Origin of the sequence: Treponema sp. HNW (assembly GCF_050320395.1) — a bacterium.
Classification (GTDB): Bacteria; Spirochaetota; Spirochaetia; order Treponematales; family Treponemataceae; genus Treponema_C.
Map to the genome: position 1 here is coordinate 2,404,294 of NZ_CP144459.1, position 13,432 is coordinate 2,417,725.

Consider the following 13,432-nt stretch of genomic DNA (forward strand, 5'->3'; position numbering starts at 1 on the left):
AGTGGATTTTGCCGACATTCTTGCGCAATGGGAAAAAGAGCAGCAAAACGGCCGAAAAAAAGGCATTCAGGTTAAACGGGAGCCGGGTGCCGCACCCGTAAGCCGGTCGGAAGACAGGCAGGATGCGGACAATCAAAAACGCATAAATCCCATGGATTTATGGATGCGCCGATACGGCGTTGTCGATAAGGATGCCGCATTTGAGCGCATGGAAGAAAAGCGCCGGTATTCAAGCGCGGCATCGATAAAAAAACTTCCCTTTGAAGCTCAGCTCGATTTACACGGTCTTACCCGTGAAGAAGCATGGCAAAGCCTCGACTCCTTTATCGGTGAATGCAGCCGCCGTAAATTAAAAAAAGTACTGATTGTACACGGGAAAGGGAACCACTCGGCGGAAGAACCCGTATTAAAGGATACGGTACGCGCATTTATAGAAAAAGATACAAGGCTCGGTTCATCGGGACATCCATCCGGAGCCGAGGGAGGACGCGGTGCAACATGGGTTATCATACGCGCAAGCTTACACCGGTCATAACACAGGTTAGGAGACCTCTAAAAACTTCAGTTTTTAGAGGTTTTCCTTAGATTTAATTTGCGATGTTTTTAATAAGTCATTCTAAATATAAAACTTATTAAAAACTCGTCAGGCAGCTCTAAAAAGCCAACCGAGTTTTTAGAGTTGCCCGTTATTTTATAAACGGACTGTTTTTATGGAAGACTTATATACGGTACTCGGCGTAACAAAAAACGCCACGGCCGATGAAATAAAAAAAGCGTACCGGGATGCGGCATTTCAATATCATCCCGACCGGAATCAGGGAAACGCCGCAGCGGAAGAAAAGTTTAAACGCATAAGCGCCGCATATTCGGTGCTCGGCGACGAGGCTAAACGCGCCGAATACGACCGTTACGGAAGCACCGACAGCTATGCACGCGCATCCTACAACAGGGGAGCATACGGTTCGGCTTCCGGCGGCTTTACCGGAGCTCCCTTCGGCACCGACTTTTGGTCATGGTACGAAGAAGCAATGAAAAACGGCACCGCCGGGAACGGGGGAAATCGTTTTTACCGTTATACCTACGAAGAACCTGAAGAAACCGTACCGCCTAAACAAGCGGCTTTTTCCGCCCTTATACGCCATATTGCGGTCTTTTTTATCGGACTTGCCTTTTTGCGGTATTCATGGATACTGCTGCCGTTCGGCCCGATTCTCTGCTTAGCCGCAATAGTAAACGGATTTACGGGCACGATACGGGCGCTGCGCATACTGTTTTCGCCGAAATCCAAATAAGTAAAATCGAATTGAATGTGTAAACGGCCGGATTATTATCTTTCCCGGAAAATAATTCTTCCCCGGTTTAAATCATAGGGCGATAACGCAACTTTTACGCTGTCCCCGGGCACGATACGGATGTAATGTTTGCGCATTTTGCCCGATAAGTGCGCAAGAATGATGTGTTTATTTTGTAATTCAACACGGAACATTGTGTTCGGCAAAGCCTCTTTCACAATACCTTCAACTTCAATAGCTTCTTCTTTAGCCACAGTGCCTCCAAAATGTAATATAATGCCTTTTTAGGGCAAAAAAAATGCAAAATCCGCCAAAAAGGGTTTGCCTTTTTCCGAATTCATACGTATAATTTTATGAGTAAATCTATATGTTGTCAACTACGGGAGTTTTGGAAATGGAAAAAGAATTGATCGAAAAAATGAAACAAGCGCTTTTGGATTTAAAAACCGAAATCATCAATCAACTCATGGCGAACAGCAACGACTTTCGCGAAATTGTCGACAGTATGGAAGCAAAGGATGTTGTGGATATAGCTTCGGACGATATCGACCGCAGAATGCTCGATGCCGTCGGGTCTAAAGATATAAACCGTTTAAAGCTGATTGATTCGGCTTTAACCCGCATTGAACAGGGTAAATACGGACTGTGCATGAAATGCGGCAAACGTATTCCCAAAGAGCGATTAAAAGCGATTCCCTATGCGCTTTTATGTGTCGATTGTAAATCGGCGGATGAAAAACGCAGCCGCTGAAAGCCTAAGAAGGGAGTTTTGCGCAAAAAAAGCGGCCGCCCCTTACGGGTACAGCCGCTTTTACACTCCCGGCATCGTGTGCCTTATAGGGGGATTTTTTGACTTTTCCACGAGCCTTCGCTTAAGTACCACAGCTCGTCATAACCCGCATCCCGGGCCGCCTTCATTCCGACATCGAAGAAGTCCGTAAGCGTGCGTACTTCATGGCTGTCCGAATTGAGGGTAAGCGGGACATCGTATTTTTTCAAAAGGCTTAAAAAATACGGCGAAGGATAGGGGGTCGGTAAGCCCGCACGGCTCATGCCGCCCGTATTGATTTCGGTAACCTTACCGCTTCGGGCAATGGCCCGGGCCGTTTCTTCCAATTCCCGGCGGTACCACTCGTCGTTTTCGTCAAAAAAGCGCAGCTCGCCGTTTTTTTTACGGATAAGGTCGGCATGTCCTATAATATCGAAGTCGCAGCTTTGCACCATATCGCGCTCAAAGGCAAAATAGGTCTGCACGGCCTTTTTTGCATCCCCGCCGAAATGACTTTTTATACCGCCGAGTAACTCTTCGGCACTTCCGTCTACGGTAAAATAGGGCGGAACGGCGGCCCCCTTAAGATTTTCCGAAAAAATATAATGTACGGAGCCGATAAGGTAATCCGGCTTAAATTCTTCGTACACGCTTTTGTCGGGTAAGCTGAAACCGCGCATATATTCGCCTTCAAAACCGATAAGGATTTCCATCGTCCCCGCGTATTTTTCTTTTAAGCGGCTTATTTCGGCAAGATAGGTTCCGTATTCACGCGGCTGTAAGTGCCACTTGGTACCGAAGGGCCATGCGGTATGCGATGAAAAACCCAAAACCGCCAAACCGAGTTCGGCGCCGCGCAGGGCAACTTCTTCGGCACTGTTTTTTCCGTCGCAAAAGGTACAGTGCGTATGATAATTCGTTTTTATAAACATTTTTACTCTCCGATTTATAATTGAGATATTATCTTATCTTAATAAAAATTCGCGGGCCGCTTTTTTAAAAGCTTCCAATCCCGAACAAATATGCTTAAAAGCGTTCCGAGCCTCCGTTAAATCGGCGCGCTTTGCCGCATATTCCAAATCCCTGCCCGCCTCCGTCAATAAAGCAGTCTTAATATCGGCCGAACTTTCTCTTATCGCAGTGCCGATACTCTCAAGCCGTGCAAATTCTTTATTTTCAAGACAATCGCGTATTCTGCGTGCAAGATGACCGGTTTGAAAAATATAACGCTCGATAAGGTCGGAAGCCGTATGCTTATCGTTTTGAATATCGTTCATAAAGCGCGGAATGTCCCACAAATTGTCAACCGATTTTGCAGCCTCCCCTCCCCCCTTCGAAAAAGCCGGAAGCTCGGCGGAAGGGATATCGCTTTGCTGTGCTTTACGCACAAAAGCGTCCCATTTTTTTAAAACATCTTCGATATTTTTTCGTTTAAACGGCTTTGTTAAAATATCGTTCATACCGTTCGACAAATAGAGGTTAAAATCGGAAGGATCGGTATTTGCGGTGCAGGCGATAATGATTCCCTTATAACCGGCTTCCCGTACTTCAATCGTTGCCTGCAAGCCCGTTTTAAGAGGCAAAAGGATATCCATAAAGACCAAATCGATATGGGGATTTTCTTTTATACAGTCAACCGCTTCCTGCCCGTCATTTGCCGTCAAAACCTCGGCACCGAATTGTTTTAAAAACGTTTGAATAAGTTTTTGGTTAACCGGATGGTCTTCGACCGCCAAAACGGTCAACCCCGCAGCCGAAAATTCATTTTGGCGGACGGAAGGCTCGACAACTTCCAAGTCGAGCGGCGTGTTAAAATGAGTCAACAGCATTTCTTTGAGCATGTTTAATTTAATCGGTTTATACAAATAACCGTTAAACCAATCGAGCATCTTCATCTTCGCTTCGCCGCCCATCTGCCCTTCGGGAACCATGAGATATAACTTTGAATTGTTAATACTTGTATCGTTGTTTATTTCAGTTGCAAGATACCAGCCGTCCATCGCAGGCATAAGCATGTCTATAAAGACCAAAGAATAGGGGGTCCCCATAGAGGCGGCTCTTCGCATTTGACGCAGAGCCTGTTCTCCGGAAGATGCGGTATCTATCTGTTTTACGTTAAACACCTTAAGCTTTGCACATAAACTGCGCAGCGCAAGCTTACTGTCGTCCACAAGCAAGACGGAGGTATTTTCCGGTACACGAGGATTCGGGGGTCTCTGCCGTATCCCGTCCAAAGCCGTTTTCATTTCTTCGGCCGACGGTTTTTCCAAAGGAAGGCTGAACCAAAAAACAGAGCCTCCCAGAGGATTGGATCGCATGCCGACCTCGCCGCCCATAAGAGTTACCAAACTCTTACAAATGGAAAGTCCCAAGCCCGTCCCCCCGTATTTACGGGTAGTCGAAACATGGACTTGGTAAAAATCTTTAAATAAATGGCGCTGCTTTTCTTCGGGAATTCCGATACCCGAATCTTCAACTTCAAAAAGAAGTGTTGTTCCGTTATCCTGTTGACATAAACGAACCCGAATATACCCCTTTGCGGTAAATTTAACGGCATTTTTTATAAAGTTCAATAAAATCTGCTGTATTCTGACCGGATCCGCCTTTATAAACGGGGGAATTGTATAATCGAAATCCGTAACGATTTCAAGACCGCGGTTATGAGCTTCTATACAAATCAAGTCGATTGTCTGCTCGGTTATGCCGATTATATCCATCGGTATTTTTTCGATTTCGATTTTTCCCGATTGAATTTTCGTAAAATCCAAAATATTGTTCGCAAGGGACAACAGTACTTCGGCACCGAACTGAATCTGCCGGGCATATTCGGTTTGCTCGGTATCGAGGTTTGTCTGCTGTAACAGTTCCAAGGTTCCGATAATTGTTTGAATAGGCGTACGGACTTCGTGAATCGTATTTGCCAAAAAGCGTCCGGCACCGGCATAATCGAGTTTTTCTTTAACCATTGCTTATACCTTAGTATTCAACACTTCCAAGGCTTTTTGAATAATGGCATCGGGTTTCAGAGGTTTGATAAGATAGGCTTTGGCACCCAAACTCAGGGCTTGAATAACCGACGTTTTTTGTGCGGCCGAAGAATATACGATAACCGGGCTCGGATATTGTTTTGCACGTAAAGCGTTCAATATGTCGAAGCCCGAAAGCCCCGGCATAAAAATATCCAAAATAATCAAGTCGTAAATTTTTTGATTTGCGGCTCCCAAAAATTTGGTACCCGCGTCAAACATGTATATTTGGCTGTTTAAATTACCGAAGGCGGCTTCCAGAATTTTTCTTGTAATCGGATCGTCATCTATAATCGCAACCTGTAATTTTTCGCTTTTTTTCGTATTCATAACCGAGGCAACGCCCGTTTCCGAATGAAAGCGCATTTCAACCGAGCCTTCCTGCATATCCTCGGTCGAAGCGAGGATGTTTTGGCTGATTACTTCGCTGATATCATTACCGCTCGATTCGGCTACCAATTTGCTCAAAACCATGGACAGGTTTTCGACCACCTCAACGCCTCTGAATTCTTCATGGCCGTCGATAAAATCGCACACAAACCTGTCCTTTGAAAGTATTTTTATATTTTTACGCTGAATTCGTGAATCAAAGGTCACATTGGACAATAATAATTCAAGATTGATCGCATCGACAAAGGACAACCGCAAGTCGCTTATCATCAAAACAACCTTGGGCGAAACAAGCTTGTTGTTTTCGATGATTTCATCTATGCGGTATTTTAAAAGCGCCAGTTTTTCCCGGTTTAAGCCCTGTGCAATTTCAATAAAAATAATGTTTTTATTTAAGTGCATTTCCAAGATAGATTGCGTCGTATCGATGGAAAGAGGGGTACGAAGTGTCTGCCCTATAAATTCGAAAAATATATCGAATTTAATCGGCTTATTAAAATACTTTATAACGTGATAACTCGGCAGCCGCGCTACGATTTCGCGGGGAGGAAGCGGACCGCTTAAAATAACGGGAATACAGTTTGCATTCGGATCCGTCCGTTTTTTTTCAAAAAATTCGGTCAGTTCCTGAAAATTTTTAGGTACATCTATAATAATAAGATCCGGCAAAAGAGAAACCATTTTCGCAAATGCATCGCGCCTTCCGCCGGCCGCCTCCACATGTATTTTTTCGGAGGTGAGTTTTTCCTTTAAAAACTCTCGAAACAGAGGCGGCGTATCTATAAGAAGTACTTGCTTCATGCAATACAGTATAAGCTAAAAAAGCTATTTTTACAAGAGTACAGCCGTCTCCGCACTGCAATCGCCGGCCGCAAACCTCTTGTAACGTTCGATAAAATACTGTATAGTTTTATCGATACGGCGTAGGTTTTAGTCAATCTGCAATGCACGGGACACGCCGGACGAAGGAGTTCATATGAAATTAGACGAAATTAAAAACCCTAAAGCACGAGCATGGGTGGATGAATGTATTAAAATTTGTCAGCCGGACGAAGTCTATGTATGCGACGGCTCAAAGGAAGAATACGACCGCTTAATGAAGGAAATGGTTGACTCCGGCTTGGCTATTTCCCTGAAAAAGAAACCCAACAGCTTTTTATTCCGCTCCCTTCCCTCGGACGTTGCCCGCGTGGAAGCCCGTACCTATATTGCAAGCAAAACCGAAGACGCTGCAGGCCCCACCAATCACTGGATTGATCCGAATGAATTAAAGGCAACCATGTCCGGCTTGTACAAGGGCTGTATGAAGGGCCGCACCATGTACATCATTCCCTTTTCTATGGGACCGGTCGGATCGAACATCGCTAAAAACGGTATTGAATTAACCGACTCGGCTTACGTTGTATGCAATATGGACATTATGACCCGCGTGGGAACCGATGTTCTTAAACTGATAAACGAAACCGGAGAATTTATTCCCTGTCTGCACTCGGTAGGAAAACCCCTTGCTGCCGGCGAAAGCGACAACGGCATTTGGCCCTGCGCGGATATGGAACACAAATACATTTCCCACTTCCCCGAAGAACGCCTTATCTGGTCATACGGTTCGGGTTACGGCGGAAACGCACTCTTAGGTAAAAAATGTTTTGCCCTGCGTATCGCTTCGGTTTTGGGACGCGACGAAGGCTGGCTTGCCGAGCACATGCTTATCCTCAAGCTTACAAACCCCGAAGGCAAGGTTAAATACGTTACCGGCGCCTTCCCCTCGGCCTGCGGTAAAACAAACCTCGCCATGCTTATTCCGACCATTCCCGGCTGGAAGGTTGAAACGGTCGGAGACGATATCGCATGGATGAAATTCGGCGAAGACGGCCGCCTGTACGCAATCAACCCCGAAGCGGGATTTTTCGGTGTTGCGCCGGGTACTTCCGACGACTCCAACAAAAACGCTATGGAATCCTGCAAGGAAAACAGCATATTCACCAACTGCGCCCTTACCGAAGACGGCGATGTATGGTGGGAGCAAATCGGCTACCCCGCAACGGGCAAGCTTGTTGACTGGAAGGGAAACACCCGCGATGCCTTACCCAAAGACAAAAGTCCCAAGGGCGAAGAATTCGCTCACCCGAACGCGCGCTTTACGGCTCCCGCAAAACAGTGCCCCTGTATTGCAAGCGAATGGGAAGACCCCAAAGGCGTACCGATTTCCGCATTTTTATTCGGCGGACGGCGCCCCTCGACCATTCCCTTGGTTCACCAGGCACGCGATTGGAACCACGGTGTATTCCTCGGTTCCATCGTAGGCTCCGAAGTTACCGCCGCCGTTATTTCCGATCAGGTAGGTCAAGTCCGCCGCGATCCGTTCGCAATGCTTCCCTTCTGCGGATACAACATGGGCGATTACTTCCAACACTGGATAAACATGGGTAAAAAATCGACGGAAGACAAGCTTCCCAAGATTTTCTACGTCAACTGGTTCCGCAAAGACGCAAACGATCACTTTATTTGGCCCGGTTACGGCGAAAACAGCCGCGTTTTGGCATGGGTGTTCGACCGCTGCGACGGTAAAGACAACTACATCGATACCGCTATCGGCTACATGCCCAAAGACGGTGCAATCAACACCGACGGCTTGGATATCTGCCCCGAGGCGATGAAAGAAATCACTTCGGTAGATAAGGAAGGCTGGAAAAAAGAAATTGCCGATATCCGCGCAAACCACTACCCGAAATTCAAAAACCACTTGCCCAAAGAATTGAGCGAACAGCTTGATATTTTGGAAGCCAATTTGCAAAAAATGTAATACTTTTTCCGTCCGCATGCGGACGGAAATGTAAAACTTTGGAACTGTCCGAAATCCTAAGTTTTCGGGCAGCCCGACACCCAAAAGGCCGGTACCGCCGAAAAGCGCTATGCGTTTAGGCGGCCGGCTTTTTTTATTTTTTTATCGTTTTTATCGTAGACTCGGACATTGCCGCGCTTGTTCATTGACAATTCCGTCGTTTTTATTATACTGATAACAGGGTTACCAAAGAGGCGGAAAATATGAACACGGGAACATACGCACAAACACACGAAACGATTCTCAACAAGGGAAAAGAACTTTTTCTAAAGGAAGGTTTTGAGCGCTCCAATTTGCGGGAAATATGCAGACTTTCAGGCGTTACCACAGGCGGCTTTTACCGGCACTTTAAGGATAAGGCAGACCTTTTTTCCGCATTGGTGGAACCTGCCGTTCAGGGCTTGCAGGAGCAGTATTCCGCTTCCGAAAAGCTGTGCTTCGGAGTGCTTGAAGAAGGCGGCATAGAGGAAATATGGAATGTGTCGGCACAGGCCCTTGAAGATTTTGTAGGCTATATTTTCGATCACTTGGAATCCTTTAAACTGATACTTTGTTGTTCCGCCGGCACGAAGTATGCCGATTTTACCGATTGGATGGTAAAGCGGGAAATGAAGGATATGTATAAAACCTACGAACTGCTTGAAAAAAAAGGCGTTACCGTCCGCCGCCTTCCGGAAAAAGAATTGCACATGCTTACCCACGCCTATTTTTCCTGCATATTTGAAACCGTGCTGCACAACTTTTCAAAAAAAGCCGCCTTACAGTCAATGAAAACTTTGGCCGAATTTTTTTCCGCCGGCTGGAGGAAGGTTTTCGGGGTGCAGGATGGAGAAAAATAAAGCTCTGTGTATTGTTTTTGCAGCGAAGCTTTCCTTTTTATTCAATTGATTTTCCTATATGCATATCAAGACGCCATTGCGGGGCTTTGCCGTCATCGCCCCAATATTCATCAAGTGAAATAATTTTACCGGCCTTTATTTTCATAAATGATGTTACATGAAAAGAAGCCGTTTTATCCTGCGAAAATACACAGACAACGGTAATTATCAAATCATCTTTTTCAACAACCTTTTCTATCATACCGTCCCAGTCTCCGGGATATTCACAATTTGCTTTAATGAATTCATCAACGGTAAATCTTTCATTGGTGTTATGCCAGTTTATATATGCTTCTTTGTGAAAAAACGGTTTAATTTTATCCGGTTGCTGCCGTAAAACCGCCTCCCAATATTTTTGTATATTCATAACCCTATTACCTCTTCTGACGGAACTAATACAAAGATTATTTATCATTATAATGATTTTTGCAGGAAAAATCTTTATGCACTGTTATGCCTCAATAAGTTCACGAATTGAATGCCGGCCGTTTTCCATTTGAGCTTTAGAATGTTCCAAAGCTTTTATATTCTTTTCCGAGTAAAAAGAATCATCTTGAACAATTTCAAACGGAATCTTACGTTGTATTAACGTTTGTTTTAAAAATATACGAATTGCTGTTGTCGTGTCCATTCCTATAGATTCGAAAAAATCATCCGCCTCCTGTTTGAGCGCTTTATCTATCCGCGTTTGTAAAACTGCTGTTTTCATGCTTACCTCTTAGCATAAGTATAATACAAAAGCAATACAAAAGCAATGCTTTCTTCTCATACCCTGAGGGCTTCCGCATTAAATTATAAAGCTATAACATATAATAACTTATTCACTTTTTATTTTTTCTGATTCTATATACTAAGTTATTATCATACAAAGACTTAGATAATCATAATGCGGGAATCCCTTCTCATACCCCTCTTGACTTTTTTCTTATTTTAGATAACATTGTTAGCATATAATGCTATCATAAATGCTTTTATATAAGGAGGTGTTGTATGAACACATTTTTGCTCCTCGCCAAAAGCAGACATTCGGTGAGGAGTTATGAAAGGAGAGCTGTTGAGGCGGAAAAGCTTAACAGTATTTTGGAAGCGGGGCGTATTGCTCCTACGGCGGCAAATATGCAGCCCTGCCGTTTTCTTGTTTTAAATGACGAGGAGGCGATGAGTAAGCTGCAAAAAGCATGTACTCCGCACGGGGCACCGCTTGCCATTGTGGTATGCGCCGACAAAAAAGCGGTGTGGGTTCGTCCTTTTGATAAGGCAAGTATGGCGGATATTGACACAAGTATCGCTGCCGACCACATGATGATGTGCGCTCAAGACATGGGGCTTTCAAGCTGCTGGATTACTTATTTTAAACCCGATGTAGTGCGTGCCGAATTCAATATCCCCGATGATTTGATTCCGGTAAACATTTTGGTTATCGGTTACGGAAAAGAAGCGGCAAAATCGCCTGACCGCTATGACGATGAGCGGAATCCGATGGACATGATAGTTCAATACTCATCATTTTAGAAAAACAAGATGATAAAAATGAGCCTCTAAAAACTTGAAGTTTTTAGAGGTATTTAATAGCTTTTTATCGAGCAGCTTACCGATATTACAAGTTATTATGTGAATGAGCATATTGTAAACTTACTATTGGAAGTTGTCAAAGAATTGACATCTTTTAGTACCTTTCGATGAGTGTGGAAGATAAACTTAATTTTGCCGTCGGAAGAAGATTGGGATATTACTATTACCTCAAAGATATGCAAAATGAAGTCGAAAACACCGCCGTTACAAAGTACATAAAAGAAAACCCTAATACCGACTTTGCCTTATTTTGTAATGAGTGCAGAGCCAAGATGATATAGAAAAAGGGAATTGGAAAAATATTTAAATGATGACAGGTTTTATTAAAACTAAATTTAATTCTTTAATTTGTTCAAAAGCTTTATCGGCTGTAATCAACGGAATTTGACTTACTATTGCCGTTGCTGCAATAATTGCATCCGGTAATTTTGTTTTATAGTGTTTACGGATTTCAATAGTTTTTTCTTTGACTTCTTTTGTTAATTGCAGCTCTGAACACTCAGATAAAAAAGCTTTTATATTATTTTGTTCTTGATGACTTATTCCTGAAAACGACAAAAGTTCTTATCAAATAAGCAATCGAGTAATTTATCAAAATTAGGAGATTGCTTATTTGCTACACTTTCGCAAGGCGAAGCCTGAGAAAGTGCCGTCAATGAAACAAGTTTTGCCGCATGACAAAACTTGAAGTGTTTTTAGCCGACAGTATTGTGTCGGCTAAAATAAACATTCCATTTCCGAAATTATTGAAAATCCGATTTTTTTGGAAATATAAGGTTTCATACAGGGATTACCGGCAAGCAGATAAATTAAAGCATTTGTATCAGCTAAAAAATCAGTTCCACTCATTCCGCATTTCCTTCTGTATTTTCAATGCATCTTGATGAAATTTTAGTGAACCGAAATATTTTGATAAATCCGTATGTTTTTCTTTTTCGGCTGATTGATTATATCTATAAAGAATATATTGGACATAATTCTGTATATCGGCAAGGCATTCTTGCGGAACCGTTTTTATTTGTTCAACTAATGTTTCATAAACCATATATTTCTCCCTAATTAAGTATATCAAAGGAAGTTTCTTCAAACTACATTATTATATCATTTATTGCCGAATATTTCTACTACTACAAAGTCCCTCCATCCTCTTGACTTTTTTCCTGTTTTAGATAACAATGTCAGCATACAATGTTATCTAAAAATCATGAGAGGGAATAAAATGAACAAAGATATGAAAACACGGTTATTGACACAAGACTTGAGGGAGCTGCTCTTTAAGCTTGCGGTTCCCGGAATAGTCGGTATGGTCGTTATCGGGCTGTATCCGTTTATGGACGGGGTATTTGCAGGAAGGATTATCGGAGACTATGCGATGTCTGCAATCAGTATCTCTATGTCGCTGACGCTGATAAACGGGGCGGTGTCTGCACTGCTCGGAGTCGGAAGTGCGTCCATTTTGTCGCGGGCAATCGGCAAAGGTGATACGGAAACGGTAGATAAAATTTTCGGCAATGTGTGTTATTGGGTGCTGCTTTTTTCGGCAGTGATTACGGCGGCGGGTGTGCTTGCCGCTCCCTATTTTTTGGAAATGGTGGGAGCAAAAGGAGCGATTAAAGATTTCGGCGTGCGGTATTTGCGGATTGTATTTTTAGGTTCGGTATTCGTAAACTTTGCTCAAGCCGGAAATATGACCATGCGAGGTGAAGGTGCTTTAAAACAATCCATGTTCATTATGGGTGCGGGGGCATTGCTGAATATCGTGCTGGATCCGATTTTTATGCTTTTGATGGGAGAGTATGCAATTGAGGGAGCTGCGATTGCTACGGTGCTGTCGCAAATGGTGCAGGCGGTTTTAACCCTGCGGTATTTTGCTAAAAAAAGCCCCTTTGTCAAAATACACAAAATTAAAAAGTACAAAGAAATATACCGTGAAATGTTCGGCATCGGAAGCTCGGCTATGCTTATGCAGCTTTTATTTGCGGTGCAGCAAACGGTTTTGTTTAAGCAGGCGTTTACCTCAGGCGGCGATAACTGGGGGATTTTGATGTCTGCCACAATGCGCCTTTATATGTTTTCGTTTATTCCGCTTTGGGGTATGAGTCAGGGATTACAGCCGGTTATCGGGGCGAACTACGGAGCCGGGCAGTACGGCAGAGTGCGCGAAACAATGAAACTTTTTATGTACGGCGCAACTCTTCTTGCAGCTCTCTCGTGGGTGCCTGCAATGCTTTTTTCAGAAAGCTTCTTATCAATCTTCAATGTGCGCCCCGAAATTATTGCAGCAGGCAGTATCAATTTCAAACTGTTTTATTCCACATTTATTTTATACGGAATTATGATTATGACGCTTACCTTTTTTCAATCAATAGGAGATGCCAAAAAAGCCGGAGCGATTGTCCTATTACGCCAACTCATTCTCTTTGTGCCTGCAATGCTGATTTTGCCTGAGCTGTTTGGAAGCCTTGCCGTCTGGTGGGCGGAACCTGCCGTTGATTTTACAATGATACTCATCGGCTTTATCATGCAGCAAAGGGTGTTAAGAAGGTTGTGATTTTAGTTAATTAGGAATGCTTAATGAGGAATTGAGGCGGTTTTACGGTCTTCGGTTACAATATTTTTCCTGTCATCTTGATTTTACCGGCTTAATATGCGATAATTTATTC

The 13,432-nt window shown here is 43.7% G+C and carries 16 protein-coding genes; 8 read left to right on the plus strand and 8 right to left on the minus strand.

Going from position 1 to position 13,432, the window contains the following annotated elements; all coding sequences use genetic code 11:
* Position 1: 1 nt before the first annotated feature.
* Together V1L52_RS11285 and V1L52_RS11290 are read left to right on the plus strand one after the other, a co-directional pair.
* Positions 2–535, plus strand: a complete 534-nt coding sequence (locus tag V1L52_RS11285; RefSeq protein WP_428769721.1) for a Smr/MutS family protein — start codon at positions 2–4, stop codon at positions 533–535.
* A 175-nt stretch (positions 536–710) separates the two neighbouring features.
* Positions 711–1,292 carry a DnaJ domain-containing protein gene (locus V1L52_RS11290; protein WP_428769723.1) on the plus strand — a complete coding sequence of 194 codons (582 nt, stop codon included), beginning with the start codon at positions 711–713 and terminating at the stop codon, positions 1,290–1,292.
* A gap of 35 nt (positions 1,293–1,327) precedes the next feature.
* On the opposite strand, the gene infA is transcribed toward V1L52_RS11290, so the two are convergent.
* A complete protein-coding gene (gene infA / locus V1L52_RS11295; protein ID WP_016524676.1) occupies positions 1,328–1,546 on the minus strand; it encodes a translation initiation factor IF-1 in 219 nt (72 codons plus the stop codon).
* Between the two features lie 140 nt (positions 1,547–1,686).
* On the opposite strand from infA, the gene V1L52_RS11300 reads away from it, so the two are divergent.
* Positions 1,687–2,043 (plus strand): TraR/DksA family transcriptional regulator, encoded by a 357-nt coding sequence (locus tag V1L52_RS11300; protein WP_428769725.1) that lies wholly within the window; start codon positions 1,687–1,689, stop codon positions 2,041–2,043.
* Positions 2,044–2,126: 83 nt separating this feature from the next.
* Here V1L52_RS11300 and V1L52_RS11305 read toward each other — a convergent pair whose 3' ends face one another.
* From V1L52_RS11305 to V1L52_RS11315, 3 genes are read right to left on the minus strand one after another with little or no spacing between them, the layout of a single operon-like run.
* The gene (locus tag V1L52_RS11305; protein ID WP_428769727.1) at positions 2,127–2,993 is read right to left on the minus strand and encodes a histidinol-phosphatase; all 867 of its coding nucleotides are present in this window, start codon (positions 2,991–2,993) and stop codon (positions 2,127–2,129) included.
* Between the two features lie 33 nt (positions 2,994–3,026).
* The gene (locus V1L52_RS11310) at positions 3,027–5,027 is read right to left on the minus strand and encodes a response regulator (protein ID WP_428769729.1); all 2,001 of its coding nucleotides are present in this window, start codon (positions 5,025–5,027) and stop codon (positions 3,027–3,029) included.
* A gap of 3 nt (positions 5,028–5,030) precedes the next feature.
* The gene (locus V1L52_RS11315) at positions 5,031–6,278 is read right to left on the minus strand and encodes a response regulator (protein WP_428769731.1); all 1,248 of its coding nucleotides are present in this window, start codon (positions 6,276–6,278) and stop codon (positions 5,031–5,033) included.
* A 175-nt stretch (positions 6,279–6,453) separates the two neighbouring features.
* Here V1L52_RS11315 and V1L52_RS11320 point away from each other — a divergent pair, with 175 nt between their 5' ends.
* Together V1L52_RS11320 and V1L52_RS11325 are read left to right on the plus strand one after the other, a co-directional pair.
* A complete protein-coding gene (locus V1L52_RS11320; RefSeq protein WP_428769733.1) occupies positions 6,454–8,280 on the plus strand; it encodes a phosphoenolpyruvate carboxykinase (GTP) in 1,827 nt (608 codons plus the stop codon).
* Between the two features lie 242 nt (positions 8,281–8,522).
* Entirely contained in the window at positions 8,523–9,158 is a 636-nt protein-coding gene (locus V1L52_RS11325; RefSeq protein ID WP_428769735.1) for a TetR/AcrR family transcriptional regulator, read from the plus strand.
* Between the two features lie 37 nt (positions 9,159–9,195).
* Here V1L52_RS11325 and V1L52_RS11330 read toward each other — a convergent pair whose 3' ends face one another.
* Positions 9,196–9,564, minus strand: a complete 369-nt coding sequence (locus V1L52_RS11330; protein ID WP_428769737.1) for a nuclear transport factor 2 family protein — start codon at positions 9,562–9,564, stop codon at positions 9,196–9,198.
* A gap of 84 nt (positions 9,565–9,648) precedes the next feature.
* The gene (locus tag V1L52_RS11335) at positions 9,649–9,906 is read right to left on the minus strand and encodes a type II toxin-antitoxin system RelB/DinJ family antitoxin (RefSeq protein ID WP_428769739.1); all 258 of its coding nucleotides are present in this window, start codon (positions 9,904–9,906) and stop codon (positions 9,649–9,651) included.
* Between the two features lie 281 nt (positions 9,907–10,187).
* On the opposite strand from V1L52_RS11335, the gene V1L52_RS11340 reads away from it, so the two are divergent.
* Positions 10,188–10,709, plus strand: a complete 522-nt coding sequence (locus tag V1L52_RS11340) for a nitroreductase family protein (protein ID WP_428769741.1) — start codon at positions 10,188–10,190, stop codon at positions 10,707–10,709.
* 167 nt (positions 10,710–10,876) lie between these two features.
* Complete coding sequence (locus V1L52_RS11345) at positions 10,877–11,050, plus strand: hypothetical protein (protein WP_428769743.1); 174 nt, start codon at positions 10,877–10,879, stop codon at positions 11,048–11,050.
* Between the two features lie 22 nt (positions 11,051–11,072).
* Here V1L52_RS11345 and V1L52_RS11350 read toward each other — a convergent pair whose 3' ends face one another.
* Positions 11,073–11,327: a PIN domain-containing protein gene (locus V1L52_RS11350; protein ID WP_428769745.1), complete on the minus strand. Its 255-nt coding sequence runs from the start codon at positions 11,325–11,327 to the stop codon at positions 11,073–11,075.
* 277 nt (positions 11,328–11,604) lie between these two features.
* The gene (locus tag V1L52_RS11355) at positions 11,605–11,814 is read right to left on the minus strand and encodes a hypothetical protein (protein WP_253679123.1); all 210 of its coding nucleotides are present in this window, start codon (positions 11,812–11,814) and stop codon (positions 11,605–11,607) included.
* Positions 11,815–11,988: 174 nt separating this feature from the next.
* Here V1L52_RS11355 and V1L52_RS11360 point away from each other — a divergent pair, with 174 nt between their 5' ends.
* Positions 11,989–13,320 carry an MATE family efflux transporter gene (locus V1L52_RS11360; protein ID WP_428769748.1) on the plus strand — a complete coding sequence of 444 codons (1,332 nt, stop codon included), beginning with the start codon at positions 11,989–11,991 and terminating at the stop codon, positions 13,318–13,320.
* The last annotated feature ends 112 nt before the right edge of the window (positions 13,321–13,432 follow it).